We start from the raw sequence: 25711 nt of genomic DNA, 5'->3' as shown, positions 1-25711 counted from the left end.
AAGTTCCAGGATGAAAAATTTGTCAATACTGGCCATGAAACATTTATCGCGGTGCAAGCTCGTTCAAGTGACGAGCGACTGCGATCCATGCACCGATATACCCCAACAGCACCGCCCCGATCAAGAGTGAAACGCCATCCGAGGCCGGTACGCCACCCAGGGCGAAATCACTGCCATACAGGCCGGAAAGCCCGACCACCGCGTCGTTCAGCCAGTTCAGGCCGAACGCCAGGATGCCCCAGGCCAGCACGCCCGCACCCAGTCCATACAGGGCGCCCATGTACAGGAAAGGCCGCCGTACGTAGCTGTCGGTGCCACCGACGAGCTTGATCACTTCGATCTCGACCCGGCGGTTTTCGATATGTAGACGAATTGTGTTACCGATTACCAACAGCAGCGCGGAAATCAGCATTACCGCCAGGCCGAAGACGAACCGGTCACCCAGCTTGAGAATCGCCGCCAGGCGCTCGACCCACACCAGGTCCAGCTGCGCCGCTTCCACGCGAGGCAGCTCGGAGAGGCGTTGACGCAAGGCTTCCAGGGCTGGCTTGTCGACCTCGGTCGGGGTCACCACCACCACGCCGGGCAGTGGGTTGTCCGGCAGTTCGCGCAGCGCCTCGCCCAGGCCCGACTGTTGCTGGAACTCTTCCAGCGCCTGCTCGCGGCTGACGTACTGCGCCTCGGCGACGCCGGGCATGCCCTTGATCTCGTCACGCAGGGCCTCGCCATCGCGGCTGCTGGCATCGAGTTTGAGATACAGCGAGATCTGCGCCGCGCGCTGCCAGGAACCGCCGAGTTTCTCGACGTTCTTGAGCAACAGCGACAGACCCATGGGCATGCTCAGCGCCACCGCCATTACCAGGCAGGTGAAGAAGCTGCCGATCGGCTGCTTGCCCAAGCGGCGCAAGCTGTCGGCCAGGCTGGCACGGTGGCTTTCCAGCCAGGCGTGCAGGAGGCTGCGGAAGTCCGGGCCATCGTCATCGTGATCGCCACGCTTTTTCTTCGACGGCTGCGGGTCGGCGGCTTTCGGCGCGACGCGCTCGGAAACCTTTGGTGTACGTGTGGTGCTCATTGCCCGGCCTCCCCATCGCCGATCAAGCGGCCGCGTTGCAGCGTCAGCATGCGGTGGCGCATGCGCGCGATCAGCGCCAGGTCGTGACTGGCGATCAGTACCGTGGTGCCCAGGCGGTTGATGTCCTCGAACACGCCCATGATCTCGGCGGCCAGACGCGGGTCGAGGTTACCGGTGGGCTCGTCCGCCAGCAGCAGGGCTGGCTGATGCACGATGGCCCGGGCAATGCCGACCCGTTGTTGCTGGCCGGTGGACAGGTCGGCCGGGAACAGCTCGCCCTTGTCGCTCAGCGACACGCGCTCCAGCGCCGAATCGACGCGTTTGGCGATCTCGGCCTTGGACAGCCCGAGAATCTGCAACGGCAGCGCGATGTTGTTGAACACCGTGCGGTCGAACAGCAACTGGTGGTTCTGGAACACCACGCCGATCTGCCGGCGCAGGAACGGAATCTGCGCATTGCTGATCTGGCCCAGGTCCTGCCCGGCCAGCAGCAGCTTGCCGCTGGTCGGACGTTCCATGGCCAGCAGCAGCCGCAACAGGGTGCTCTTGCCGGCGCCGGAGTGGCCGGTGACGAACAGGAACTCGCCACGACGCGCCCGGAAGCTCAGCTCGTGCAGGCCGACATGGCCGTTGGGATAGCGCTTGGCTACCTGTTCGAATCGGATCATGAAGGTTCACGCTCGGCGAACAGCGCCTTGACGAAAGGTTCGGCTTCGAAGGTGCGCAGGTCGTCGATACCTTCGCCCACACCGATGAAGCGGATCGGGATGTTGAACTGCTTGGCCAGGGCGAAGATCACGCCGCCCTTGGCTGTACCATCCAGCTTGGTCAGAGCCAGGCCGGTCAGCTCGACGCTCTGGTTGAAGTACTTGGCCTGGCTGATGGCGTTCTGCCCGGTACCGGCGTCGAGCACCAGCAGCACCTCGTGCGGCGCCTCGACATCAAGCTTGCCCATGACCCGACGGACCTTCTTCAGCTCTTCCATCAGGTTGTCCTTGGTGTGCAGGCGGCCGGCGGTGTCGGCGATCAGCACATCGACATTACGGGCCTTGGCGGCCTGCACCGCGTCGAAGATCACCGAAGCCGAGTCGGCGCCGGTGTGCTGGGCGATCACCGGGATCTGGTTGCGCTCGCCCCACACCTGCAACTGCTCCACCGCGGCGGCGCGGAAGGTGTCGCCGGCCGCGAGCATGACTTTCTTGCCTTCGAGCTGCAGCTTCTTCGCCAGTTTGCCGATGGTGGTGGTCTTGCCGGCGCCATTCACGCCAACCACCAGGATCACGTAGGGCTTGTTCTGCGCCTCGATCTTCAGCGGCTGCTCGACCGGGCGCAGCAGCGCGGCCAGCTCTTCCTGCAGCGACTTGTACAGCGCGTCGGCGTCGGCCAATTGCTTGCGGGCAACTTTCTGGGTCAGGTTCTGGACGATGGTCGAGGTGGCCTCGACACCGACGTCGGCGGTCAGCAGCCGGGTCTCGATCTCGTCGAGCAGGTCGTCGTCGATGACCTTCTTGCCGAGGAACAGGCTGGCCATGCCCTCGCCGATGCTGGCGCTGGTCTTCGACAGGCCCTGCTTGAGGCGGGCGAAGAAACCAGGCTTGGATGGCTCGGCGGCCGCAACGACGACAGGCTCTGGGTCGACTGGAGCCGGCACAACGACCGGCGCGGCTTCGACAACCGGTGCTGGAGCGACAATGGCAGCGTCTACCGTTTCGACGGACGGCCGGGCAGGGATGACGGGCGGCGCCTTGGGTTCCAGGTCCTCGACCAATGCCACCGGCTCTTCGGCGACAGGCAAGACCAGGTTGCTGACCGGGGCCGCAGTTACTTCGACCTCGACCGGTTGCAGCGTTGCAACCACCGGCTCTGGCGCAGTCTCCGGCTGCGGTGCAGCAACCACCGGCTCTGGCACGGGCTCCGGCTGCGGCGCTACAACCACCGGCTCTGGCACAGGCTCCGGCTGCGGCGCGGCAACCACCGGCTCTGGCACAGGCGCCTGCAACGGCTCGGCAGCCGGTGCGGTCTGCTCGACGGGCGCTTGCGGTGCAGGGGCTTGCGGCTGTTCGGCGGCAGGCTGTTCCGGCTTCTTGCGGAACCAGCTGAACAGGCCTTTCTTCTCGCCAGCCGCGGCCGGCGCTTTTTTGTCGTCGTTGGAACCAAACATGGAAGACGGCTATCTCAGGGTAGCGATGGGCCAGCAGCGGCGCATCGGGAATTCTTAACTCACGCAGAACAGACTACTGTGAAGCCAGCGGGTTCATGCGCAACGTTTTGTCGTAAGGGCCTGCGGGCCAGAACGGCGACAGGCATGGTCGCCAGGCAACCGGATCAGTATCCTAGCACCTCCTGGCCCGCCGACGCTAAACCCAAGCGGGCCGCCGAACAGGTTGAACACCGTATGAATGCTCTAGCCCGCCGCGCCGCTGGCCTGTTGCTCGGCACACTGTGCCTGCCGCTGGCGGCTTTCGCCGCCGATGTGCAACCCACCCACGAATTCATCCTCGACAACGGCCTGAAAGTTGTCGTGCGCGAGGACCACCGGGCGCCAGTGGTGGTTTCGCAGATCTGGTACAAGGTCGGCTCCAGCTACGAGACGCCGGGCCAGACCGGCCTGTCCCATGCCCTGGAACACATGATGTTCAAGGGCAGCGCCAAGATCGGCCCCGGCGAGGCCTCGCGCATCCTGCGCGATCTCGGCGCCGAGGAGAACGCCTTCACCAGCGACGACTACACCGCCTACTACCAGGTGCTGGCCCGCGACCGCCTGCCGGTGGCCCTGGAGCTCGAAGCCGACCGCCTGGCCAGCCTGCGCCTGCCGGCCGACGAGTTCAGCCGCGAGATCGAGGTGATCAAGGAAGAGCGTCGCCTGCGCACCGACGACCAGCCCAATGCCAAGGCCTTCGAGCTGTTCCGCGCCATGGCCTACCCGGCCAGCGGCTACCACACGCCGACCATCGGCTGGATGGCCGACCTCGAGCGCATGAAAGTCGAGGAGCTGCGTCATTGGTACGAGTCCTGGTACGCCCCGAACAACGCCACCCTGGTGGTGGTCGGCGACGTCAAGCCGGACGAGGTCAAGGCCTTGGCGCAGAAGTACTTCGGCTCCATCCCCAAACGCGCCGTGCCGCCGAGCAAACTGCCGCTGGAACTGGCCGAGCCAGGCCAGCGCCTGCTCACCCTGCACCTGCGCACGCAACTGCCCAGCCTGATCTACGGCTTCAATGTCCCGGCCCTGGCCACCGCCAAGGACCCACGCAGCGTCAACGCCCTGCGGCTGATCTCGGCCCTGCTCGACGGCGGCTACAGCGCCCGCATGCCGGCGCGCCTGGAACGCGGCCAGGAGCTGGTTGCCGGTGCCTCGTCCAGCTACAACGCCTTCACCCGCGGCGACAGCCTGTTCATGATCTCGGCCACGCCCAACGTGCAGAAGCAAAAGACCCTGGCCGAAGTGGAGAAAGGCATCTGGCAGTTGCTCGATGAGCTCAAGACCACGCCACCCACCGCCGAAGAGCTCGAGCGCGTCCGCGCCCAGGTGATCGCCGGCCTGGTCTACGACCGCGACTCGATCAGCAGCCAGGCCACCACCATCGGGCAACTGGAAACGGTCGGCCTGTCCTGGAAGCTGATAGACAGCGAGCTCGACGACCTCAAGCGCGTGACCCCGGAGGACATCCAGGCCGCCGCCCGCACCTATTTCACCCGCGAACGCCTGAGCGTTGCCCATGTACTGCCCGAGGAGTCCGCTCATGAGTGATCGCAGCGCACCGCGCTACACCCTGTTCGGCCTGGCGATCATCGTGCTGGTGGTGGCCATCGCCGCGCTGCTGGCGCGCCCTGCCCAGTCCGACAGCCAAGGCAAGGCGGACACTGCGGCCCGCCCGGCCAACACCCTGCAATCGCTGGCCGAACTGGACGGCAAGGCCCCCAGCCGGCGCCAGCTGAACATCCAGCACTGGACCACCGCCGAAGGCGCCCGCGTACTGTTCGTCGAGGCCCGCGAGCTGCCGATGTTCGACCTGCGCGTGACCTTCGCCGCCGGCAGCAGCCAGGACGGCGGTACCCCGGGCCTGGCCACCCTGACCAACGCCATGCTCAACGAGGGCGTGGCCGGCAAGGACGTCACCGCCATCGCCGAAGGCTTCGAAGGCCTGGGTGCCGACTTCGGCAATGGCTCCTACCGCGACATGGCCGTGGCCTCGCTGCGCAGCCTCAGCGCCTCGGACAAGCGCGAACCGGCGCTGAAGCTGTTCACCGAGGTGGTGGGCCAGCCGACCTTCCCCGAGGACGCCCTCAAGCGCATCAAGAACCAATTGCTGGCAGGTTTCGAGTACGAGAAGCAGAACCCCGGCAAGATCGCCGGCAAGACGTTGTTCGCCAACCTCTATGGCCAGCACCCCTATGCCAGCCCCAGCGACGGTACCGCCGAGTCCATCCCGGGCATCACCCTGGCGCAGCTGCGCACTTTCCACGGCAAGGCCTACGCGGCCGGCAACGCGGTGATCGCCCTGGTCGGCGACCTCAGCCGCGGCGAAGCCGAGGCCATCGCCGCGCAGGTCTCCGCCGGCCTGCCCAAGGGCGCGGCACTGGCCAAGCCGGAGCAACCTGTCGAGCCCAAGCCGGGGACCACGCATATCGACTTCCCGTCCAAGCAGACCCACCTGATGCTGGCCGAGCTGGGTATCGACCGCAACGATGCGGACTGGCCGGCGCTGTCGCTGGGTAACCAGATCCTCGGCGGCGGTGCCTTCGGCACCCGCCTGATGAGCGAAGTGCGTGAAAAGCGCGGCCTGACCTACGGCGTGTACTCGGTATTCAGCCCGATGCAGGTGCGCGGCCCGTTCATGATCAACCTGCAGACCCGCGCCGAACTCAGCGAGGGCACGCTCAAGCTGGTCCAGGATATCCTGGCCGACTACCTGAAGAACGGCCCCACCCAGCAGGAACTGGACGATGCCAAGCGCGAGCTGGCCGGCAGCTTCCCGCTGTCCAATGCCAGCAACGCCAGTATTGTCGGGCAGCTGGGCGCGATCGGCTTCTACAACCTGCCGCTGAGCTGGCTGGAGGACTTCATGCAGCAGTCCCAGGCGCTGAGCGTCGAGCAGGTCAAGGCCGCCATGAACAAGCATCTTGCGGCGGACAAGCTGGTGATCGTCACCGTCGGCCCGAAGGTGGCGCAGCAACCGCTGCCGGCCCCTACTGACAAACCCGCCGAGCAGCCGCTCGGCGTACCGGAGCACTAATGGCAAGACCCAACACTCCCGCGCGCCCGGCCCCGGGCGCCAGCAAGGGCCCCGGCCAGTTGCGCATCATCGCCGGCGAATGGCGCAGCCGTCGCCTGGCCGTGCCGGAAGGCGAAGGCCTGCGCCCGACCCCTGATCGCGTGCGCGAAACCCTGTTCAACTGGCTGGCGCCCTACATCGAGGGCGCCCTGGTGCTCGATGCCTTCACCGGCAGCGGCGCCCTGGTGCTCGAAGCGCTGTCCCGTGGCGCGAAGGATGCCGTGGCGCTGGACAGCAACCCTGCGGCCACCAGCAACCTCAAGGACAACCTCGAAGTGTTGCGCTGCCCGCGCGGGCAGATCCTGCAGACCGACGCCCTGCGCTACCTGCAAGGCCCGGCCAAGCAGCAATTCGATGTGGTGTTCCTCGACCCACCGTTCCACCAGGACCTGCTGGCCAATACCTGCAACCTGCTGGAACAGGGCCAGTGGCTGCGCGAGCAGGCGTGGATCTACACCGAAAGCGAAGCCGTGCCCTCTTCGCTGCCGATGCCGGGCAACTGGCGCCTGCACCGCGAGAAGAAGACCGGCCAGGTGCATTACGCCCTGTGGCAGCGTGCGGCTGGCGACCAATAGCACAGGCGCGGCGGCGGTGTTTCATGGCACTCTAAGCGGGCACATCACGAGTCGCCCAGCATGATCAGCCCCACCGCCACCTTCCGCCCGGCCGCCGGCCTGTCCAACCCCCACTTGCAGACGTTGTGGGGGCCACTATGGCGCAAACTCCCCGCACTTGAGCGCACCCGCGAGCGCTTGTGGCTGGCCGACGGCGACTTCCTCGACCTCGACTGGCACGGCCCGCATCAGGCCGATGTGCCCTTGGTGCTGGTACTCCACGGCCTGACCGGTTCATCCCATTCGCCGTATGTCAAAGGCCTGCAACTGGCCTTGCAGACACGCGGCTGGGCCAGTGTCGCGCTGAACTGGCGCGGCTGCTCAGGCGAACCCAACCTGTTGGCGCGCAGCTACCATTCAGGGGCAAGCGAAGACCTGGCCGAAACCATCCGTCACCTGCGGGCGCAGCGGCCGCTGGCGCCGCTGTATGCCGTGGGCTACTCGCTGGGCGGCAATGTGCTGCTCAAGTACCTGGGGGAAAGCGGCGCGGCCAGCCAACTGGAGGCAGCGGTAGCGGTGTCGGTGCCGTTTCGCCTGGACCAGTGCGCCGACCGTATCGGCCTGGGTTTCTCGAAGGTCTACCAGGCGCACTTCATGCGCGAGATGCTGGCCTACGTGCAGGACAAGCAACGGCACTTCCGCGACAAGGGCCACCATGAAGGGCTGGCCACCCTCGAAGGCCTGGGCTCGCTGCGCAACCTGCGCACGTTCTGGGACTTCGATGGCAAGGTGACCGCGCCCCTCAATGGCTTCAGCGATGCCCATGACTACTACCGGCGCGCCTCCAGCCGCTATTACCTGGGCGAGAACCGCACGCCGACGCTGATCATCCACGCCAACGATGATCCCTTCGTGTTTGGCCATAGCCTGCCCGATGCCAGTGAGCTGGCGGCGCAGACGCAGTTCGAACTGCACAGCCGGGGTGGCCATGTGGGTTTTGTCGAGGGCAGCCTGCGCAATCCGGGGTATTACCTGGAACGAAGGATTCCGCAGTGGCTGATGGAAGGCCGATAGCCCCCCTCCAAGCAAGAGGTGTAAGAGGGGGTTGTGGGAGCGGGCTTGCCCCGCGATAGCACTCCCGGGCCATCGCTCCCACGTTACGAATTACTCGCCAGTGGCTATGCCACGCTGTGGATCATTGATCCACTCACTCCACGACCCGGCATACAGCCGCCCCAGCGGATAACCCGCCAGCGCCAGGGCAAACAGGTTGTGGCACGCCGTCACGCCAGAGCCGCAATAAGCCACCAGATGCTCCGGCGACCGGGCCCCCAGTTTTTCGGCAAACCGCTGTTTCAGCTTGTCGGCCGGCAGGAACCGCCCGTCCTCGCCAAGGTTGTCGGTGAAAGCCGCGCACTGGGCGCCAGGGATATGCCCGGCCACCGGGTCGATCGGCTCGACCTCGCCACGGAAACGCGGCAGGCCGCGAGCGTCGATCAAGGTCATAGCAGGGTCGCCCAGGCGCTTGGACAGGTGGGCGGCATCGATCAGCAGCTTCATGTCCGGCTCCCCGCTGAAGTTGCCCTCGCGGCGTACCGGCGGGTCCAGGCTCAACGGCAGGTGCGCCGCGTGCCAGGCCTTGAGGCCGCCATCGAGAATGAACACCGCGTCGCGCTTGCCAAGCCAGGCCAGCAGCCACCAGGCCCTGGCGGCAAAGGCGCCGGGGCCGTCGTCGTAGAGCACCACCTGGCTGTCGTTGTCCACGCCCCACTCGCGCAGGCGCTCCACCAGCCGCTGCGGGTCGGGCAGCGGGTGGCGGCCTGTGCTGCCCTTGAGCACCGGCCCGCTCAGGTCGCGCTCGAGATCGGCGAAGTGCGCCCCGGCAATATGTCCCTCGGCATAACTGCGTTGACCGTAGTCGACATCTTCCAGGGCAAAGCGGCAGTCGAGGATCACCAGGCCGGGCGCATCCAGGCGTTCGGCCAGCTGTTGAGGGGTGATCAATTGCGCGAGGGGCATGACAATCTCCTGATGAATGGCTCGAAACCCCGGATCACTGCTCCAGGGCCTGGTTGAACGGGACATGAAACTCAGCGCACAGCGCCTGCACCGCGGCACGCGCGGCCGGGGTGACATACCCCAGCTCCAGCACCACCACCTGATAGACGCCGCGCTTGAACGCTTCTTCACCCAGGTGCGCGGAATGCTCGCGGGTGGTGCTGAGAAAACGTACCCAGGAAGTCAGCACGATCCAGGCATTGATGGTCAGCGACTCCAGCTGCGCGGCGTCCATGTTCAGGATGCCGGCCTCGACAAAGCCGCGGTAGATGGCCTGACCCTGCTGCAGGCAGCGCTGCGAGAAACGCCGGTAGCGGGCCGCCAGCTCCGGATCGCTGTCAAGCAGATGCTCGAGGTCGCGATGCAGGAAACGGTAGTTCCACATCGCCGCCAGCAGCGCCTTGAGGTAGAAGCGCTTGTCTTCGACGGTGGCGCTGCGGCCTTGGGGCGGACGCAGGAAACTGTCGACCAGCTCTTCATACTGATTGAACAGCACGGCGATGATCGCCTGCTTGTTGGGGAAGTGGTAGTACAGGTTGCCGGGCGAGATTTCCATGTGCGCGGCAATGTGATTGGTGCTGACGCAACGCTCGCCCTGCTGGTTGAACAGCTCCAGGCTGCTCTGCACGATGCGCTCTCGGGTCTTCATGCGCGGGGCCATGCTCAGCTCCAGTCTCCAGCGTGTAATGATCGGGCCCATCTTACGGCCTCCAGCCCGTCGGGTGCATCGGCGGCCAAGTGAAAAATGGTGCACCATGGTACCAATTAGAGTATATGCTCTACTCACTCGTCAGCCCTGGAGCCGCCATGACCTCGCCTGCCGTACTTCCCCCTGTGCAATCCGACCTCGACCTGCAAGCGACGTTCGACGCCCAGCGACAGGCGTTCGCCGGCAACCCGATGCCCCCGGCCACGCAACGCCGGCAGTGGTTGAAAAGCCTGCGCGAGGCGCTGCTGGCGGACCAGGAGGCCTTGATCACGAGCATCGATGCCGACTTCAGTGGCCGCAGCCGTGACGAAACCCTGCTCGCCGAACTGATGCCGTCGGTCATGGGCCTGCGCGATGCGGAGAAACAGCTGGGCCGCTGGATGCGCCCATCGCGGCGCAAGGTCGGCCTGGCCTTCCAACCAGCCAGCGCCCGGGTGCAATACCAGCCACTGGGCGTTGTGGGGATCATCGTGCCGTGGAACTACCCGCTGTTTCTCGCCATCGGCCCGCTGACCGGCGCCCTGGCCGCCGGCAACCGGGTGATGCTCAAGCTCAGCGAGTCGACCCCGGCCAGTGGCCAGGCCCTCAAGAACCTGCTCGAGCGCGTGTTCCCCACTGATCTGGTCAGCGTGGTGCTTGGCGAGGTGGAAGTCGGCCAGGCTTTTGCCCGCCTGCCCTTCGATCATCTGCTGTTCACTGGCGCCACCAGCGTCGGTCGCCATGTGATGCTGGCCGCCGCAGAGAACCTGACGCCGGTGACCCTGGAGCTGGGCGGCAAGTCGCCGGCCATCGTCTCGGCCGACGTGCCGCTGGAGACCGCCGCCGAACGCATCGCCTTCGGCAAGACCCTCAACGCCGGCCAGACCTGCGTCGCCCCCGACTACGTGCTGGTGCCCCGCGAGCGCCTGGACGCCTTCGCCGAGGCCTACCGGCATGCCGTGCGTCGCCTCTATCCGCGGCTCGCTGGCAACCCCGACTACAGCGCGATCATCAACGAGCGCCAGCTTGGCCGCCTGAACCGGCTGCTGGACGATGCCCGTGAGCAGGGTGCCCAAGTGATCGACCTCTATCCCGACGAGCCGCGCCAGGGGCGCCGCCTGCCCCCACACCTGCTGTTGGACGTAAACGACAGCATGCAGGTGATGCAGGATGAAATTTTCGGTCCATTGCTGCCCGTGGTGCCCTACGACCGCCTGGACGAGGCCCTGGCCTACATCAACCAGCGACCTCGCCCCCTGGCGCTCTACTACTTCGGCTATGAACGTGGCGAGCAGGCCCGGGTGCTGCGCGACACCCACTCCGGCGGTGTCTGCCTCAACGACACCCTGCTGCATGTGGCCCAGGATGACCTGCCATTTGGCGGCATCGGCCCGTCGGGCATGGGTCACTACCACGGCCACGAAGGCTTCCTGACCTTCAGCAAGGCCAAGGCCGTGCTGGCCAAGCAACGCATCAATGCCGCCAAGGTGATCTATCCGCCCTATGGCAAGGCCTTGCAGCGCCTGGTCTACAAGCTGTTTATCCGCTGATGCAGCGCCGCGACCTGCTGCGCTTCGGCCTGGGCGCCAGCCTGTTTCTGGGGGCGGCCAGCCTGGTCGGCTGCAGCGAGCAGACGCCGTCGGCGGGTTACCAGGCGCTGCGCAAAGACGACCTGCCGTTGTTGCAGGCCCTGATCCCCGTCGTGCTGGCCGGCACCCAGGCCTCCACGGAGCAGGTGCTGCAAAGCCTCGACCACAAGCTGGCGGCACTGTCGCCTGCCATGCTCAAGCTGACCCGACAACTGTTCGACCTGCTCACCCTGCCCCTCACCCGCGGCCCGCTGACCGGGGTCTGGGGCAGCTGGGCAGAGGCCACCGACGCCGAAATTGAACGTTTCCTCGAACGCTGGCGCGACAGCTCGTTGAACCTGCTGCGCCAGGGCCACGCCTCGTTGCTGCAACTGCTGCTGATGGCCTGGTACGAACGCCCCGAAGCCTGGGCGGCGTGCGGCTACCCCGGCCCACCAAAGATCTGAATACCAGACAAGAGCACCGCCAAATGCCCGTCCCCGACCCATTCCGCCTAGGCCTCGAACGAGGCTGGATCACCCACGACGGCTCGCGCCTGGAACAGGACCTGACCCTCGCCGTCGACGTCGCCGTCATCGGCAGCGGCGCGGGCGGCGCCACCACCGCCGAACGGCTCAGCGCCGCCGGCTTGAAGGTGCTGCTGATTGAGGAGGGACCGCTGAAAACCAGCAGCGACTTCCACCTGCTCGAGCACAAAGCCTACGCCGACCTCTACCAGGAGGGCCTGGGCCGTCTAAGCAAAGACGGCGCCATTACCATTCTGCAGGGCCGGGCGGTGGGTGGCACCACCCTGGTCAACTGGACATCGAGCTTTCGCACACCGCCACAGACCCTGGAACATTGGGCTCGCGAGCATGGGGTCAAGGGCCTGGACAACGACACCCTGAAGCCGTGGTTCGAGCGCATGGAGCAGCATCTGGGCATCAGCCCCTGGGCCATGCCGCCCAATGCCAACAACGACGTGTTGCGTCGCGGCTGCGAGGCGCTTGGTCACCGCTGGGCGGTGATTCCGCGCAACGTGCGCGGCTGCTGGAACCTGGGTTACTGCGGCATGGGCTGCCCGGTCAACGCCAAGCAGTCGATGCTGGTCACCAGCATCCCGGCTACCTTGGAGCACGGCGGTGAACTGCTCTACCTGGCCCGTGCCGAGCGGTTCAGTCATGACGGCCAGCGCATTGCCCACTTGCAATGCCAGGCCCTGGACGCCCGGGGTATTCAGCCCACAGGCCGCCATATTCGCGTACGCGCCCGCCACTATGTGCTCGCCGGCGGCGGTATCAACAGCCCGGCACTGCTGCTGCGCTCAGACGCGCCTGACCCGCACCAGCGCCTGGGCAAGCGCACCTTCCTGCACCTGGTCAATTTCAGCGCCGCACAGTTCGAAGCGAAGATCGACCCGTACTACGGGGCGCCGCAATCGATCTACAGCGACCAGTTCCAGTGGCAGGACGGTGTCGCCGGCGCGGTAGGCTACAAACTCGAAGTACCACCGTTGCACCCGGCCCTGGCCAGCACCCTGCTCGGCGGCCATGGCCAGGAAAACGCCCAGCGCATGGCTGAACTGCCCCATACCCATGTGATGCTGGCGCTGCTGCGCGACGGCTTTCATCCCGACAGCCCCGGCGGCCAGGTGGAGCTGCGCGGCGATGGCTCACCGGTGCTCGACTACCCCGTCACCGGCTACCTGCGCGATGGCCTGCGCCGAGCCTGGCACAGCATGGCGCAGATCCAGTTCGCCGCCGGTGCCCGCCAGGTGATGCCGGTGCATGGAGATGCGCGCTATGTCAGCACCCCGGCGCAAGCCCAGGCACTGATCGACGGCCTGACCCTGGAGCTGCTGCGCATGCGTTTGGGCAGCGCCCACGTCATGGGCGGCTGCGCCCTGGGCGAGGACCCGCGCCAAGCAGTGTGCGACAGCCTGGGCCGGCATCACCAGCTGGAGAACCTGTCGATCCACGACGGTTCGCTGTTCCCCACCAGCATCGGCGCCAACCCGCAGCTGTCGGTCTACGCCCTGGCCGCCCTGCTCAGCGAAGCGCTGGTCGGCCGCCTGGCACGCGGCACATGACAGCCAATGGCTGCGCTGTCTATAGTGCCATCAGCCGGCCACGCGACTTGGCCGGGCGCAATCGCTGCGCTACCATCCGACTCCCCAACGCACTCCAGCCAGGATGACGCGATGAACCGAGTGTTGTACCCGGGTACTTTCGACCCCATTACCAAAGGCCATGGCGACCTGGTCGAGCGCGCCTCGCGCCTGTTCGACCATGTGATCATCGCCGTGGCGGCCAGCCCGAAGAAAAACCCCTTGTTCCCCCTGGAACAGCGGGTCGAGCTGGCCCGCGAGGTCACCAAGCACCTGCCCAATGTCGAAGTCATCGGCTTCTCCTCGCTGCTGGCGCATTTCGCCAAGGAAAAAGGCGCCAATGTGTTCCTGCGCGGCCTGCGTGCCGTGTCCGACTTCGAATACGAGTTCCAACTGGCCAACATGAACCGCCAGCTCGCGCCAGACGTCGAGAGCCTGTTCCTCACGCCGTCGGAGCGCTATTCGTTCATTTCCTCGACGCTGGTCCGGGAAATCGCCGCGTTGGGCGGTGATATCAGCAAGTTCGTGCACCCGGCCGTGGCCGACGCACTGACCGAGCGCTTCCGCAAGTAACCCTCGCGGTCACGATGTCGCGCCCGCGTGCACTGCGGGCGCGAATCCGGCACAATTGCGCCCATCGCTTTGAAACATGCCCGGGCCCGATGCCCAGGCCGGAGTCCCCATGTCCCTGATCATCACCGACGATTGCATCAACTGCGACGTCTGCGAACCCGAGTGCCCGAACGCCGCTATCTCGCAAGGCGAAGAGATCTACGTGATCGACCCGAACCTGTGCACCCAGTGCGTGGGCCACTACGACGAGCCACAGTGCCAGCAGGTTTGCCCGGTCGACTGCATCCCCCTGGATGAAGCCCACCCGGAAACCGAAGACGAGCTGATGGCCAAGTACCGCCGGATCACCGGCAAGGCCTGATGCCGTTCGTCGCCGCGTTACAGCGCGCAGCCCTAGGCGCCTGCCTGGCCCTGCTGGCCTGCGCCGCCCAGGCGCAAGGCCCCGGGCGTGCGGCTATCGCCAGCCCGCACAGCGAGGCGACCTCGGCGGCGCAACAGATCCTGCAACAAGACGGCAACGCCTTCGACGCCGCCGTGGCCATCAGCGCCACGCTGGCCGTGGTCGAGCCCTATGGCTCGGGCCTGGGTGGCGGTGGCTTCTTCCTGCTGCGCGAGAGCGGCGCCACGCCACGGTATACCTTCCTCGATGCGCGGGAACGCGCTCCGGCCGCGGCCCGTGCGGACATGTACCTCAAGGACGGCAAGGTGCAGCCCGGCCTGTCGATCAACGGGCCGCTGGCCGCCGCGATCCCCGGCCTGCCTCAGGCCCTGGCCGACCTCGCCAGCACCCACGGCAAGCTGCCGCTCAAGGACAGCCTGGCCCCGGCCATCCGCCTGGCCAACCAGGGCTTCGCCGTCGACCGCATCTATCGAGATCGCGCCACCATGCGCCTGAGCGCCCTGCGCGACGATGCCGAAAGCGCGCGGCTGTTCCTCAGTGGCAATGATGTACCGGCCCTGGGCACGGTGATCCGCCAACCCGAATTGGCCGCCACCCTGCAAGCCATGGCCGAGCAGGGCCGCGACGGCTTCTACCGTGGCCCGCTGGCCCGCCGCCTGGCCGAAGGCGTGCGCCAGGCCGGCGGTATCTGGACCCTCGACGACCTCGCCGGCTACCGTACGGCGTGGCGTGAACCGCTGCGTTATCCACTGGCCGACCAGCGTGAATTGATCAGCAGCCCGCCGCCCTCGGCCGGCGGCGTGGCCCTGGCACAAAGCCTGGCCATGCTCCAGCGCCTGCCCTGGCAGAGCGCCGCGCCCGTGCAGCGCAGCCACTATGTGATCGAAGTGCTGCGCCGCGCCTACCGCGACCGCGGCCTGCTCGGCGACCCGGACTATGTGAGCAACCCGATCAACCGCCTGCTGGCGCGCCAGTACCTGACAGGGCTGGCCGACAGCATCGATGTGCACCAGGCCACCCCCAGCAGCGCGCTGCCGCCCTCACCCGCCTGGCGTGAAGGCGACCACACCACCCATTTCGCGGTGATCGATGGCGACGGCAACGCCGTATCCGCCACGCTGTCGGTCAACCTGCCGTTTGGCGCGGCGTTCAGCGTGCCGGGGACCGGGGTGGTGCTGAACAACGAGATGGACGATTTCGCCGCCGACCCTGGCGGCAGCAACAGCTATGGCCTGGCCGGCAGCCAGGCCAATGCGGTGGCGGCGGGCAAGCGCCCCTTGTCGAGCATGAGCCCGACCTTCATCGAAAGCCCCAGCCAGCTCGCCACTTTCGGCACGCCAGGCGGCAGCCGCATACCCAGCATGGTGCTGCTGTCGGTGCTGGGGTTCCTCGAGGGCCGACCGGTGGCCGAGTGGCCGGCGTCACCACGCTATCACCACCAGTACCTGCCGGACGTGGTGGAGCATGAACCGGGGACGTTCAGTGCCCGGCAGAAGGCCGAGCTTGAAGGGCGCGGGTATCGGTTGAAGGATGTCGGGCGTCAGTACGGTAATCAGCAGGTGCTGTACTGGAACAAAGCTGCCGGGACCTTGGAAGCGGCCAGTGACCCCAGGGGCGTAGGCCAGGCCGCGATCGTCGACTGATCCATTTCCACCTGCCCCGCGATCAGGCCTGTGGCATCAGCGCTGGCATTTCGGGCAGAACACGCTCGCCCGCTGGCCCAGCTTCACTTCGCGCAGCTCGGTGCCACACAGTTTGCATGGCTGCCCACGACGCCCATACACGAACAACTCCTGCTGGAAGTAGCCCGGCTGGCCATCGCCACCGATGAAGTCACGCAAGGTGGTCCCGCCCTGTTCGATGGCCGCCGCCAACACTCGTTTGATTTCGATCGCCAGCTTCAGATAGCGCGCCCGCGAAATCCCGCCAGCTTCGCGGCGCGGATCGATCCCGGCCGCGAACAAGGCTTCGGTGGCGTAGATGTTGCCCACGCCAACCACCACCGCGTTATCCATGATGAACGGCTTGACTGCCATCGACCGTCCCCGGGACAGCTGGAACAGGCGCTCACCGTCGAACAGGTCGGTCAGCGGCTCTGGCCCCAGGCGAATCAGCAGCTCATGGTTGAGCGGGTCGAGACTCCACAACATCGCCCCGAAGCGGCGCGGGTCGGTGTAGCGCAGCATCAGCCCCGACTCGAGCTCGATATCCACATGTTCGTGCCTGGCCGCCGGCAAGCCCAACTCGACCAGGCGCAGGTTGCCCGACATGCCCAGGTGGCTGATCAGGGTGCCGACCTCGGCGTTGATCAGCAGGTACTTGGCGCGGCGCTCGACACTGACGATGCGCTGCCCCGACAGGCGCACATCCAGGTCTTCCGGGATCGGCCAGCGCAGGCGCGGGTCACGCACCACCACGCGGCTGACCCGCTGGCCTTGCAGATGGGGCGCGATGCCGCGCCGCGTGGTCTCGACCTCTGGCAGCTCCGGCATGGCTCAGTGCCCGCCCATTTCGCGGATGTTCTGCTTGAGCTGCTCGAAGTCGTATTCGGTCAGGCCGATGTAGTCCAGCACCAGCGGCCCCACCATGTTCCACTCGTGATCGACGCTCTGGTTGCCCAGCACACGGTACGAAGCGCAGATGTGCTCGGACATCTTCAGTACCGCCAGCAGGTTCTTCAGCTGGGTCTGGGTATTGCGCGAGGATTCGTCGCGGAACACCGCCAGGGCATTGTGGTGGTTGGCGATGGCCGCGCTGATGTGCTCGGGCAGACGCCAGGACTTGGCGGTGAAGTAGCCGACCACCGAATGGTTGGTGTTGAACACGCGGTTCTCGGTGTCCACCACGCGGACCTCGTCATTGGTCTTGGCGTAGGATTCCTCCAGCACTTCCATGTAGTTGGGGAAGCGCTTGTGCATCAGCGGCACGCCGCAATCGTGGAACAGGCCAAGGGTGTAGGCCTCGTCCACGGCCTGGATGCCGGTGCGCTTGGCCAGGGTCAGGCAGGTCATGGCCACGTCCTGGGCGGTGTCCCAGAACGGGTTGAGGGTGACGATAGTCTCGTCGCTCATCTCGCCCCTGATCGATTGCGCGTTGATCAGGTTGATGATCGAACGGCTGCCCAGCAGGTTTACCGCGCGCTGGATCGAGCCGATCTTGTTCGCCAGGCCGAACTGCGCCGAGTTGACCAGTTTGAGCAGGGCGCCGGACAGGCCCGGGTCCTGCGCGATCAGCTTGGCGATGGTCTCCAGGTCCGGGTCGGGCATGTACTGCTCGAACTGCAGGTCGACCATGATCTGCGGCTGTGGCGGGATGGTGATGCCCTGCAGGGCTTGCTGGATCTGTTCGGCGGTGAGTTCCTGGGACATTCGTGCATTCTCGCTGGGGACGGGGGATTCTAACCCTGTACGCCGCCAGGGTGACTATCAGTGAATCGTTGGATCCAAGAATTTCTTTAGCTGTGGGCGCCGACCAGTTGGTCGCAGTCACCAGCGAACCTGGGGCCAACACGGTATACTCCCGCTCTTTTTTCCCGGAGCGACGTCATGTCCCTGCCCAGCCTTCGCCTCAAAGCCAATGCCGATCGCCGCCTGCGCGCCGGCCACCTGTGGGTCTACAGCAATGAAGTCGATGTTGCCGCGACCCCGCTGCAAGGCCTGAAGGCCGGCCAGCAGGCCATTCTCGAAGCCGCCAACGGCAAGCCGCTGGGCGTGGTGGCCATGAGCCCGAACAACCTGATCTGCGCGCGCCTGCTGTCGCGCGATGCCAAGCTGCCGCTGGACAAGTCGCTGCTGGTGCACCGCCTGAACGTGGCCCTGTCGCTGCGCGAGCGCCTGTTCGACAAGCCATGCTACCGCCTGGTGTATGGCGACTCCGACCTGCTGCCGGGCCTGGTGGTCGACCGTTTCTTCGACATCCTCGTGGTCCAGCTGGCCTCGGCCACCATGGAAGCGCACAAGGACGAGGTAATCGCCGCGCTGGTGCAGGTGCTCAAGCCCAGCGGCATCCTGTTCAAGAACGATTCCGCCGCCCGCGACGCCGAAGGCTTGGAGCGTTATGTCGAGACCGTCTACGGCGAAGTGCCGGACTGGGTCGCGCTGGAAGAGAACGGCGTCAAGTTCGAAGCGCCGGTGCGTGAAGGCCAGAAGACCGGCTGGTTCTACGACCACCGCATGAACCGCGCCCGCCTGGCCCCCTACGTCAAGGGCAAGCGCGTGCTCGACCTGTTCAGCTACATCGGTGGCTGGGGCGTGCAGGCCGGCGCGTTCGGCGCCAGCGAAGTGTTCTGCGTGGACGCCTCGGGCTTCGCCCTCGACGGCGTCGAGCGCAATGCCGCGCTCAACGGCATCGGCGAGAAGCTGACCTGCATCGAAGGCGACGTGTTCGAAGCCCTGCGCGAGCTGAAAGCCGCCGAAGAGCGCTTCGACGTGATCATCGCCGACCCGCCCGCCTTCATCAAACGCAAGAAAGACCTGAAGAACGGCGAGGCCGCCTACCGCCGCCTCAACGAACAGGCCATGCGCATGCTCACCAAGGACGGCATCCTGGTCAGCGCCTCGTGCTCGATGCACCTGCCCGAGGACGACCTGCACAACATCCTGCTGACCAGCGCCCGCCACCTGGACCGCAACCTGCAACTGCTCGAGCGCGGCGGCCAGGGCCCGGACCACCCGGTGCACCCGGCCATCGCCGAGACCCGCTACATCAAGAGCATCACCTGCCGCTTGCTGCCCAACAGCTAAGCTGCACCGGCTTCCACAGGTTTCGCGCTGTGCGGCACCTGTGGCAGCCGGCTTGCCGAGGCTCGACCCGGTCCAGGCGTCATGACGGCAGCGCCAGCCGTCGATCCTCCCTGGGACAGCGCTCGAACCGTGCCCGATAACAACGGGTGAAGTACGACGCCGATTCGAATCCGCACGCGACTCCTACCTCCAGCACACTCATGTCGGTCTGGCGCAGCAACTGCCGGGCCTTGTCCAGCCTCAGCCGCAGATAGAAGCCACTGGGCGTGTCGTCCAGGTGCAGGCGAAACAGCCGCTCCAGCTGCCGCCGGGTCACCTGCACGCCATCGGCCAGCACCTGGGTGTTGAGTGGCAGCTCGGTATTGCGCTCCATCTCGCCGATCACCTTCACCAGCTTCTTGTTGCGCAACCCATAGCGCGTGGCGATTTGCATGCGCTGGTGATCCTGGCGCGGGCGGATGCGCCCGAGCACGAACTGCTCGGACACCTGCACCGCCAGTTCGCTGCCGTGGGCCTGGGCGATCAGGTCGAGCATCAGGTCGATGGAGGCCGTGCCGCCGGCGCAGGTGATGCGTCGGCGGTCGATCTCGAACAGCTCCTGGGTCGCCTGCAGGCGTGGATAACGTTCCTTGAACGCCTCCAGTGCCTCCCAATGCAGTGTGGCCCGGTGACCATCGAGCAGGCCAGCCTCGGCCAATACCATGGCGCCCGTGTCGATCCCGCCCAGCACCACGCCCTCATGGTCGAGACGACGCAGCATGTGCTGCAACTTCAACCCATAGCACGCCAGTGGCTCGAACCCGGCCACCAGCAGCAGCAGGCGCCCGTGCTCTCCCTCCCCCAGCGCGCCGTCGGCATTCACCGACATGCCGTTGCTGGCCTGCACCGCACCACCGTCCAGGCTCAACACACGCCAACGGTACAGCGGGCCACGAAAACGGTTGGCCACGCGCAGCGGCTCGATGGCGCTGATGAAGCCCATGGCGGAGAAGCCTGGCAGCAACAGGAAGTCTATGGTTTGCGGCATCGCGTGCTCCGCGGCAAAGGTGGTCGCCTCCGTGCAAGTGTTGGTCGCCAGGGTGCGATTTTCCACCCTGCCGCCAGCGTAGCGTGTTCTCACGGCCCGCAGAGGCCGGATCCGATAACAATACGCACTGCCGATGGAGAGCCACCATGCATCGCTTTATCCGCCGCAGCCTGTTGTCCCTCGCGCTCAGCACTACCGTAGCCACTCCGCTTTTCGCCGCCGAACCCGCCACCTGCAAGGATGTGCGCCTGGGCGTGGTCAACTGGACCGATGTGATCGCCACCAGCGCCATGGCCCAGGTGCTGCTCGACGGCCTGGGTTACCAGACCAAGCAGACCAGCGCCTCGCAGCAGATCATCTTCGCCGGCATCCGCGACAAGCGCCTGGACATGTTCCTCGGGTACTGGAACCCGATCATGACCCAGACCATCACCCCGTTCGTCCAGGCCGGCCAGGTGAAGGTGCTCGACAAGCCCAGCCTGGAAGATGCCCGCGCCACTCTCGCCGTGCCGAAATACCTGGCCGACAAGGGCCTGAAGACGTTCGCCGACATCCACAAGTTCCACAAGGAGCTGGGCGGCAAGCTCTACGGCATCGAGCCCGGTTCCGGCGCCAATACCCAGATCAAGGCGATGATCAGCAAGAACCAGTTCGACCTCGGCAAGTTCCAGCTGGTCGAGTCCAGCGAGGCCGGCATGCTCGCCGCCGTCGACCGCGCCGTGCGGCGCAAGGAAGCGGTGGTGTTCTTCGGCTGGGCGCCGCACCCGATGAACGTGAACATCGACATGGTCTACCTGGGCGACAGCCAGGACGCCCTCGGCCCGGACGAGGGCCGCGCCACAGTGTGGACGGTGACCGCGCCGGACTATGCCCAGCGCTGCCCCAACGCCCATCGCCTGCTGACCAACCTCAGCTTCAGCGCCGAGGACGAGAGCCGGATGATGCAGCCGCTGCTGGACCACAAGGACGCGCTGGAATCCGCGCGCCAGTGGCTCAATGACCACCCCGAGGACAAGGCCCGCTGGCTTGACGGGGTGACCACCTTCGACGGCAAACCGGCCGCGGACAACCTCAAGCTCACCGCCAACTGACATTCCTCCATCGCGGGGCAAGCCCGCTCCCACGCCAGCACACGGCCTCTCTGTGGGAGCGGGCTTGCCACGCGATAGCGACCTGACAGATACAAAGGAACCCACCATGAACCACGACGTCATCATCACCTGCGCCCTCACCGGTGCCGGCGACACGGTCGCCAAGAGCCACCTGGTCCCGATCACGCCGAAACAGATCGCCGAGTCCGCCGTCGAAGCCGCCAAGGCCGGCGCCACGGTGGTCCACTGCCACGTCCGTGACCCGCAGACCGGCCGCTTCAGCCGCGACGTCAACCTCTACCGCGAGGTGATGGAACGCATCCGCGAGGCCGACGTGGACATCATCGTCAATCTCACCGCCGGCATGGGCGGCGACCTGGAGATCGGTCCCGGCGAATCGCCCATGGAGTTCGGCCCGGGCACCGACCTGATCGGCCCGCTGGAGCGCCTGGCCCATGTCGAAGCGCTGCTGCCGGAGATCTGCACCCTGGACTGCGGCACCCTCAACTTCGGCGATGGCAACGCCATCTATGTCTCCACCCCCGCCCAACTACGTGCCGGCGCCAAGCGCATCACCGAGCTGGGAGTGAAAGCAGAGTTGGAGATTTTCGACACCGGCCACCTGTGGTTCGCCAAACAGATGATCAAGGAAGGTCTGCTGCAAGACCCGCTGTTCCAGCTGTGCCTGGGCATCCCGTGGGGCGCTCCGGCCGACACCACCACCATGAAGGCCATGGTCGACAACCTGCCTGCCGACGTTACCTGGGCCGGTTTCGGCATTGGTCGCATGCAGATGCCGATGGCTGCCCAGGCGGTGCTGCTTGGCGGCAACGTGCGGGTCGGGCTGGAAGACAACCTGTACCTGGACCGTGGCGTGCTGGCCAGCAACGGCCAACTGGTCGAGCGGGCCGCTGAGATCATCACCCGCATGGGTGGCCGTGTGCTCACCCCGGCCGAAGGCCGGGAAAAGATGAACCTCAAGCGTCGCTAATATCCCCGCAGGAGCCAGATATGCCTTTTATCACCGACATCAAGACTTTCGCCGCGCTGGGTAGCGGCGTGATCGGCAGCGGCTGGGTCGCCCGCGCCCTGGCCCACGGCCTCGACGTGGTTGCCTGGGACCCGGCCCCCGGTGCCGAGGTCGCGCTGCGCAAGCGCATCGCCAACGCCTGGCCGGCGCTGCAAAAGCAAGGCTTGGCACCCGGCGCATCGCAGGATCGCCTGAGGTTCGTGCCCACCATCGAGGAATGTGTGCGCGATGCCGACTTCATCCAGGAAAGCGCCCCCGAACGTCTGGACCTCAAGCTCGACCTGCACGCGAAGATCAGCGCCGCCGCCAAGCCCGACGCAATCATCGGCTCCAGCACCTCGGGGCTGCTGCCCAGCGAGTTCTACGAGTCGGCGACCCACCCCGAACGCTGTGTGGTGGGGCACCCGTTCAACCCGGTCTACCTGCTGCCACTAGTGGAAATCGTCGGCGGTCGCAAGACCAGCCCTGAAGCCATCGAAGCGGCGAAAAGCATCTACACCAGCCTGGGCATGCGCCCGCTGCATGTGCGCAAGGAGGTCCCCGGTTTTATCGCTGATCGACTGCTCGAAGCGCTATGGCGCGAAGCCCTGCACCTGGTCAACGACGGTGTCGCCAGCACCGGCGAGATCGACGACGCGATTCGCTTTGGCGCTGGGCTGCGCTGGTCGTTCATGGGTACGTTCCTCACCTACACTCTGGCTGGAGGCGATGCCGGCATGCGCCACTTCATGGCCCAGTTCGGCCCGGCATTGAAGCTACCCTGGACCTACCTGCCAGCGCCGGAACTGACGGACAAGCTGATTGACGACGTGGTTGAAGGCACCTCGGAGCAATTGGGCGAACACAGCATCGCCGCGCTGGAGCGTTATCGTGACGACACCCTGCTGGCGGTGCTGGAAGCGGTGAAAACCAGCAAGGCCAAGCACGGCATGGCCTTCAGCGACTGAGGAGAAAACGATGCCCGCCCTGATCACCTATCGCACTCGCGTGTTGCCCGAGTGGGTCGACTACAACGGCCACCTGCGCGATGCCTACTACCTGCTGATCTTCAGCTTTGCCACCGATGCGCTGATGGAGCGCATCGGCCTGGATGGCCAAGCACGGGGCCAGAGTGGGCACTCATTATTCACCCTGGAGGCACATATCAATTACCTGCACGAGGTGAAACTTGACATCGAGGTGTGGGTGCAGACTCACATCATCGGCTTCGACAAGAAGCGTCTGCACCTATATCACAGCCTCCATCGCAATGGGTTTGACGAAGCGCTGTCGGCCAGCGAACAGATGCTGCTCCATGTCGACCTGGCCGGTCCCAGGTCGACCGCCTTTGGTGAGCATAGCGTGATGCTGCTGCGGGAGCTGACGCAGCAGCAATACGATCTCCCATTGCCGGCGCTGACAGGAAGAGTAATTCGGTTGCCAAGCTGAATGCCCTTGGCAATTCGCCCAAACGCACCCCTTGGAAGACTTAATAAAAGTTCGATATAACAACAGCCCGCTCGTTCAGACGGCGCTTTTCATGAGAGTGGTCGTCGCCGAATCGCACACCGAGATAAGTTACGCCAGGATCAGACCAGCGATAGATATACTCACAGTTGCCAGTGCAATCCTTCGGATCATAGCCAATTGATGCATAACGCTTACCCTCATAAGTCGGACTTATGAAACCAAATTGGTAAGGAGGGACATATTCCGGCCCCCCTGGTTTCCATACATGATTAATCCCCATTAAATGGCCAAAGCCGTGCAAAAAATATTCTGGACTTTTAATATTGAACACATAAAACGCGTTATCTTTTTCGGCTTCATCATAAGTTACTTCTTTCTTGTCCACCCAGTACGCCCCCACGATGACCACATCGGCAGCATGCTGCTTACGAAGTCTAGCCACTTCTTTTGTGGCTTCAGTTTCTGCATCTGTAAAATCCAGCAGAATTTTATCGTTGTGATGAAAAATACTGTCAGCTGCATTCGATGCGGTCATGTGAGCCACGGTGAGTTTCAGAGATACGCCATCCCCCTGATTAGTCATTTCGTTGAACCACTCAAGCTCGTCTCTCAGGACAATCATCGCTGACGGTTCCATTGTATTGGTTTTCCTGGTGCTAACCAGAAGTACCGAGATCGAAGGTTTGGCCTTCGAGATAGACTTTGATGCTACCGCTTTAGTAGCGTGCTCTTGCACAGCTGGCTCATTTTCTAGTACCAGGCAGGGCGGTGCTGCCGCCATGTCGACCTGCATCAACCCATGCTGGCCGTTACCTACATCCTCCAGAACATAGAGCTTACCCTCGACAACCACTCGCCCCCTGAGTGAATCGCCGCGACGGGCTAGAAAAATGAAATTCGCTGCGTTGAAATGTCCATCCTTCACATCAGATGAGGCATCACCGAACCAATAGTCAGCGGGGGTATACTTCAGCGCCGCCTCTGCGCGGCTGCCAACCTCATCAGATTCATGCCCTTTATAGTTGCGCAGTTTAAACTCTACAGCTCTTCCGCCTGGCAGCAATACAGACAAGCGGTTTGTCGACTTCCTTACGACCTCAGGGTCTACACGTATCAACTGAATGCTTTCTTTCCCCGGCCTATCAAGCAATACCCCCAGCTTGTGCCGGCCAGCGGCTTTTTCAGCTTCTAGCGCCTCACGGTTTACCGAAGGCTCCAGTGTGGCCAACCGCAGGGCTTCCTGCGCTAAAGCAGGGCGTAAGGAAATCAGTAACAACACTACCAAAAGCACGGCATGCGCCCAGCACTTCAATGTCAGGTCTCTCATACCTCACCTCCGAAAATAGACGAGGTTCAATTGGACAGGCGGATGAGGTATCCGACAACTGGCAGAATTACCAGGTAGCGCGTAGCGCAAAAAAGAAACCCCGGTAAGCCGTGAGCATCCGGGGCCAAGCGCGGGCAACATTCACTTTGCGTGGAATGAGGGTGACCAAACCCTCGGTGCCGTGAATGACATCAGTGTGCAGGCTTGCCGCCCCGACGATTTAGCCGTAAACGACCTGTTCTTAGCCAAAGCGGCCATCGCGGCATTCTGCCCTTGCCGCGCCGGCGACTCCGTCACAGAATCAATTGCAAACAACACAAGCGAAGGGCAACGGCCATGATGCATGCGGATCTGATCGACCAGGACGACCTGTTGGGTCAATTGCGCTCACGGGGTTTCGACATTCCGGCCGGCGCCAGCGCCGAGCAGGCCTGCGAGGTGGTAGTGCGTGGGCTGACCGAACCCAATGCCCGGGCGCTCAAGGGCATGGTGGAGCAGATGTATACCGGCAGCGCGACGATCCTGCCAGCGGTACGCCAAGCCATCGACAAGCAGTTGCTGCCGGCGCTGGCACAATATAACAAACACGCTTGATTCAACGCGAAATCAGGGAGACACGCCGGGCCTGACTGTTTCGATTAATATATGCGAGATAGCAGGCCCAGGCTTTACGGCATGCCACCAAGTCATTTACCTGCAAAACCCTGAGGAGCCGAATACTGTATAAACTCAATCTTATCAAACAAATC

Annotated in this window: 25 protein-coding genes; 16 read left to right on the top strand and 9 right to left on the bottom strand. The window is 64.8% G+C overall.

The genetic code is table 11. The annotated features are described in order from the left end of the window. Window positions 1-43: 43 nt before the first annotated feature. From ftsX to ftsY, 3 genes are read right to left on the bottom strand one after another with little or no spacing between them, the layout of a single operon-like run. On the bottom strand, window positions 44-1072 hold the full coding sequence (gene ftsX / locus C3F42_RS19505; RefSeq protein WP_038706973.1) for a permease-like cell division protein FtsX: 1029 nt from the start codon (window positions 1070-1072) through the stop codon (window positions 44-46). Next, complete coding sequence (gene ftsE / locus C3F42_RS19500; RefSeq protein ID WP_011531723.1) at window positions 1069-1740, bottom strand: cell division ATP-binding protein FtsE; 672 nt, start codon at window positions 1738-1740, stop codon at window positions 1069-1071. The genes ftsX and ftsE overlap by 4 nt, the downstream gene beginning before the upstream one ends. Further along, the gene (ftsY, locus tag C3F42_RS19495; protein ID WP_104444770.1) at window positions 1737-3233 is read right to left on the bottom strand and encodes a signal recognition particle-docking protein FtsY; all 1497 of its coding nucleotides are present in this window, start codon (window positions 3231-3233) and stop codon (window positions 1737-1739) included. Before ftsY ends, ftsE begins: the two co-directional genes overlap by 4 nt. A gap of 234 nt (window positions 3234-3467) precedes the next feature. On the opposite strand from ftsY, the gene C3F42_RS19490 reads away from it, so the two are divergent. Genes C3F42_RS19490 through C3F42_RS19475 form a run of 4 tightly spaced genes read left to right on the top strand, consistent with a single transcriptional unit; the run spans window position 3468 to window position 7976 of the window. Further along, the gene (locus C3F42_RS19490; protein ID WP_094011015.1) at window positions 3468-4823 is read left to right on the top strand and encodes a pitrilysin family protein; all 1356 of its coding nucleotides are present in this window, start codon (window positions 3468-3470) and stop codon (window positions 4821-4823) included. Further along, window positions 4816-6309 (top strand): pitrilysin family protein, encoded by a 1494-nt coding sequence (locus C3F42_RS19485; RefSeq protein WP_038706976.1) that lies wholly within the window; start codon window positions 4816-4818, stop codon window positions 6307-6309. Before C3F42_RS19490 ends, C3F42_RS19485 begins: the two co-directional genes overlap by 8 nt. Then, a complete protein-coding gene (gene rsmD, locus C3F42_RS19480; RefSeq protein WP_038706977.1) occupies window positions 6309-6923 on the top strand; it encodes a 16S rRNA (guanine(966)-N(2))-methyltransferase RsmD in 615 nt (204 codons plus the stop codon). The genes C3F42_RS19485 and rsmD overlap by 1 nt, the downstream gene beginning before the upstream one ends. A 60-nt stretch (window positions 6924-6983) precedes the next feature. Further along, window positions 6984-7976 carry a hydrolase gene (locus tag C3F42_RS19475; protein WP_104444769.1) on the top strand — a complete coding sequence of 331 codons (993 nt, stop codon included), beginning with the start codon at window positions 6984-6986 and terminating at the stop codon, window positions 7974-7976. 90 nt (window positions 7977-8066) lie between these two features. Here the strand turns inward: C3F42_RS19475 and C3F42_RS19470 are convergent, their stop codons facing one another. Together C3F42_RS19470 and C3F42_RS19465 are read right to left on the bottom strand one after the other, a co-directional pair. Then, a complete protein-coding gene (locus C3F42_RS19470) occupies window positions 8067-8921 on the bottom strand; it encodes a sulfurtransferase (RefSeq protein WP_094011014.1) in 855 nt (284 codons plus the stop codon). Window positions 8922-8955: 34 nt separating this feature from the next. Beyond that, a complete protein-coding gene (locus C3F42_RS19465; protein WP_031315521.1) occupies window positions 8956-9621 on the bottom strand; it encodes a TetR/AcrR family transcriptional regulator in 666 nt (221 codons plus the stop codon). A gap of 146 nt (window positions 9622-9767) precedes the next feature. Between C3F42_RS19465 and C3F42_RS19460 the strand changes: the two genes are divergently transcribed. The 6 genes from C3F42_RS19460 to ggt all read left to right on the top strand — a co-directional run bounded on the left by C3F42_RS19460 (window position 9768) and on the right by ggt (window position 15939). After that, complete coding sequence (locus C3F42_RS19460; protein ID WP_094011013.1) at window positions 9768-11198, top strand: coniferyl aldehyde dehydrogenase; 1431 nt, start codon at window positions 9768-9770, stop codon at window positions 11196-11198. Next, a complete protein-coding gene (locus tag C3F42_RS19455) occupies window positions 11198-11683 on the top strand; it encodes a hypothetical protein (protein ID WP_023632095.1) in 486 nt (161 codons plus the stop codon). Before C3F42_RS19460 ends, C3F42_RS19455 begins: the two co-directional genes overlap by 1 nt. Window positions 11684-11706: 23 nt before the next feature. After that, on the top strand, window positions 11707-13305 hold the full coding sequence (locus C3F42_RS19450; RefSeq protein ID WP_094011012.1) for a GMC family oxidoreductase: 1599 nt from the start codon (window positions 11707-11709) through the stop codon (window positions 13303-13305). A gap of 111 nt (window positions 13306-13416) precedes the next feature. After that, a complete protein-coding gene (gene coaD / locus C3F42_RS19445) occupies window positions 13417-13896 on the top strand; it encodes a pantetheine-phosphate adenylyltransferase (RefSeq protein WP_023631729.1) in 480 nt (159 codons plus the stop codon). Between the two features lie 109 nt (window positions 13897-14005). Then, on the top strand, window positions 14006-14257 hold the full coding sequence (locus C3F42_RS19440; RefSeq protein WP_011531711.1) for a YfhL family 4Fe-4S dicluster ferredoxin: 252 nt from the start codon (window positions 14006-14008) through the stop codon (window positions 14255-14257). Continuing rightward, window positions 14257-15939, top strand: a complete 1683-nt coding sequence (ggt, locus tag C3F42_RS19435) for a gamma-glutamyltransferase (RefSeq protein WP_094011011.1) — start codon at window positions 14257-14259, stop codon at window positions 15937-15939. The genes C3F42_RS19440 and ggt overlap by 1 nt, the downstream gene beginning before the upstream one ends. A 36-nt stretch (window positions 15940-15975) precedes the next feature. Here ggt and mutM read toward each other — a convergent pair whose 3' ends face one another. Next, window positions 15976-16788, bottom strand: a complete 813-nt coding sequence (mutM, locus tag C3F42_RS19430; RefSeq protein ID WP_094011010.1) for a bifunctional DNA-formamidopyrimidine glycosylase/DNA-(apurinic or apyrimidinic site) lyase — start codon at window positions 16786-16788, stop codon at window positions 15976-15978. 3 nt (window positions 16789-16791) lie between these two features. Continuing rightward, window positions 16792-17610, bottom strand: a complete 819-nt coding sequence (locus tag C3F42_RS19425) for an HDOD domain-containing protein (RefSeq protein ID WP_177182901.1) — start codon at window positions 17608-17610, stop codon at window positions 16792-16794. A gap of 231 nt (window positions 17611-17841) precedes the next feature. On the opposite strand from C3F42_RS19425, the gene C3F42_RS19420 reads away from it, so the two are divergent. Next, the gene (locus C3F42_RS19420) at window positions 17842-19038 is read left to right on the top strand and encodes a class I SAM-dependent rRNA methyltransferase (RefSeq protein ID WP_046853814.1); all 1197 of its coding nucleotides are present in this window, start codon (window positions 17842-17844) and stop codon (window positions 19036-19038) included. A gap of 79 nt (window positions 19039-19117) precedes the next feature. Here C3F42_RS19420 and C3F42_RS19415 read toward each other — a convergent pair whose 3' ends face one another. Continuing rightward, window positions 19118-20065, bottom strand: a complete 948-nt coding sequence (locus C3F42_RS19415; RefSeq protein WP_094011009.1) for a GlxA family transcriptional regulator — start codon at window positions 20063-20065, stop codon at window positions 19118-19120. A gap of 146 nt (window positions 20066-20211) precedes the next feature. Between C3F42_RS19415 and choX the strand changes: the two genes are divergently transcribed. The 4 genes from choX (at window position 20212) to C3F42_RS19395 (ending at window position 23614) form a co-directional block, all read left to right on the top strand. Then, the gene (gene choX / locus C3F42_RS19410) at window positions 20212-21156 is read left to right on the top strand and encodes a choline ABC transporter substrate-binding protein (RefSeq protein ID WP_094011008.1); all 945 of its coding nucleotides are present in this window, start codon (window positions 20212-20214) and stop codon (window positions 21154-21156) included. Between the two features lie 106 nt (window positions 21157-21262). Continuing rightward, window positions 21263-22147 carry a 3-keto-5-aminohexanoate cleavage protein gene (locus tag C3F42_RS19405; protein WP_023631618.1) on the top strand — a complete coding sequence of 295 codons (885 nt, stop codon included), beginning with the start codon at window positions 21263-21265 and terminating at the stop codon, window positions 22145-22147. 20 nt (window positions 22148-22167) lie between these two features. After that, entirely contained in the window at window positions 22168-23133 is a 966-nt protein-coding gene (locus tag C3F42_RS19400; protein WP_094011007.1) for an L-carnitine dehydrogenase, read from the top strand. A 10-nt stretch (window positions 23134-23143) separates the two neighbouring features. Beyond that, window positions 23144-23614, top strand: coding sequence for a thioesterase family protein (locus C3F42_RS19395; RefSeq protein ID WP_094011006.1), 471 nt, complete (start codon window positions 23144-23146; stop codon window positions 23612-23614). Between the two features lie 40 nt (window positions 23615-23654). On the opposite strand, the gene C3F42_RS19390 is transcribed toward C3F42_RS19395, so the two are convergent. Further along, window positions 23655-24962, bottom strand: a complete 1308-nt coding sequence (locus tag C3F42_RS19390) for a hypothetical protein (RefSeq protein ID WP_104444768.1) — start codon at window positions 24960-24962, stop codon at window positions 23655-23657. 336 nt (window positions 24963-25298) lie between these two features. Here C3F42_RS19390 and C3F42_RS19385 point away from each other — a divergent pair, with 336 nt between their 5' ends. After that, entirely contained in the window at window positions 25299-25556 is a 258-nt protein-coding gene (locus C3F42_RS19385) for a hypothetical protein (RefSeq protein WP_094011004.1), read from the top strand. The last annotated feature ends 155 nt before the right edge of the window (window positions 25557-25711 follow it).

This window comes from Pseudomonas sp. PONIH3, assembly GCF_002934345.1.
Lineage (GTDB): Bacteria > Pseudomonadota > Gammaproteobacteria > Pseudomonadales > Pseudomonadaceae > Aquipseudomonas > Aquipseudomonas soli.
Note: the sequence above shows the minus strand (reverse complement) of the source record. Positions and strands in the feature narration are given on the sequence as shown.

What these genes read in the sequence shown, in the direction of transcription:
- C3F42_RS19415 (WP_094011009.1), bottom strand. Translation starts at nt 20,065, where the DNA reads ATGCCGCAAACCATAGACTTCCTGTTGCTGCCAGGCTTCTCCGCCATG.
- ftsE (WP_011531723.1), bottom strand. Translation starts at nt 1,740, where the DNA reads ATGATCCGATTCGAACAGGTAGCCAAGCGCTATCCCAACGGCCATGTC.
- C3F42_RS19390 (WP_104444768.1), bottom strand. Translation starts at nt 24,962, where the DNA reads ATGAGAGACCTGACATTGAAGTGCTGGGCGCATGCCGTGCTTTTGGTA.
- mutM (WP_094011010.1), bottom strand. Translation starts at nt 16,788, where the DNA reads ATGCCGGAGCTGCCAGAGGTCGAGACCACGCGGCGCGGCATCGCGCCC.
- rsmD (WP_038706977.1), top strand. Translation starts at nt 6,309, where the DNA reads ATGGCAAGACCCAACACTCCCGCGCGCCCGGCCCCGGGCGCCAGCAAG.
- C3F42_RS19475 (WP_104444769.1), top strand. Translation starts at nt 6,984, where the DNA reads ATGATCAGCCCCACCGCCACCTTCCGCCCGGCCGCCGGCCTGTCCAAC.
- ggt (WP_094011011.1), top strand. Translation starts at nt 14,257, where the DNA reads ATGCCGTTCGTCGCCGCGTTACAGCGCGCAGCCCTAGGCGCCTGCCTG.
- ftsX (WP_038706973.1), bottom strand. Translation starts at nt 1,072, where the DNA reads ATGAGCACCACACGTACACCAAAGGTTTCCGAGCGCGTCGCGCCGAAA.
- choX (WP_094011008.1), top strand. Translation starts at nt 20,212, where the DNA reads ATGCATCGCTTTATCCGCCGCAGCCTGTTGTCCCTCGCGCTCAGCACT.
- C3F42_RS19490 (WP_094011015.1), top strand. Translation starts at nt 3,468, where the DNA reads ATGAATGCTCTAGCCCGCCGCGCCGCTGGCCTGTTGCTCGGCACACTG.
- C3F42_RS19450 (WP_094011012.1), top strand. Translation starts at nt 11,707, where the DNA reads ATGCCCGTCCCCGACCCATTCCGCCTAGGCCTCGAACGAGGCTGGATC.
- C3F42_RS19440 (WP_011531711.1), top strand. Translation starts at nt 14,006, where the DNA reads ATGTCCCTGATCATCACCGACGATTGCATCAACTGCGACGTCTGCGAA.
- C3F42_RS19485 (WP_038706976.1), top strand. Translation starts at nt 4,816, where the DNA reads ATGAGTGATCGCAGCGCACCGCGCTACACCCTGTTCGGCCTGGCGATC.
- C3F42_RS19470 (WP_094011014.1), bottom strand. Translation starts at nt 8,921, where the DNA reads ATGCCCCTCGCGCAATTGATCACCCCTCAACAGCTGGCCGAACGCCTG.
- ftsY (WP_104444770.1), bottom strand. Translation starts at nt 3,233, where the DNA reads ATGTTTGGTTCCAACGACGACAAAAAAGCGCCGGCCGCGGCTGGCGAG.
- C3F42_RS19400 (WP_094011007.1), top strand. Translation starts at nt 22,168, where the DNA reads ATGCCTTTTATCACCGACATCAAGACTTTCGCCGCGCTGGGTAGCGGC.
- C3F42_RS19460 (WP_094011013.1), top strand. Translation starts at nt 9,768, where the DNA reads ATGACCTCGCCTGCCGTACTTCCCCCTGTGCAATCCGACCTCGACCTG.
- coaD (WP_023631729.1), top strand. Translation starts at nt 13,417, where the DNA reads ATGAACCGAGTGTTGTACCCGGGTACTTTCGACCCCATTACCAAAGGC.
- C3F42_RS19385 (WP_094011004.1), top strand. Translation starts at nt 25,299, where the DNA reads ATGATGCATGCGGATCTGATCGACCAGGACGACCTGTTGGGTCAATTG.
- C3F42_RS19465 (WP_031315521.1), bottom strand. Translation starts at nt 9,621, where the DNA reads ATGGCCCCGCGCATGAAGACCCGAGAGCGCATCGTGCAGAGCAGCCTG.
- C3F42_RS19420 (WP_046853814.1), top strand. Translation starts at nt 17,842, where the DNA reads ATGTCCCTGCCCAGCCTTCGCCTCAAAGCCAATGCCGATCGCCGCCTG.
- C3F42_RS19405 (WP_023631618.1), top strand. Translation starts at nt 21,263, where the DNA reads ATGAACCACGACGTCATCATCACCTGCGCCCTCACCGGTGCCGGCGAC.
- C3F42_RS19455 (WP_023632095.1), top strand. Translation starts at nt 11,198, where the DNA reads ATGCAGCGCCGCGACCTGCTGCGCTTCGGCCTGGGCGCCAGCCTGTTT.
- C3F42_RS19395 (WP_094011006.1), top strand. Translation starts at nt 23,144, where the DNA reads ATGCCCGCCCTGATCACCTATCGCACTCGCGTGTTGCCCGAGTGGGTC.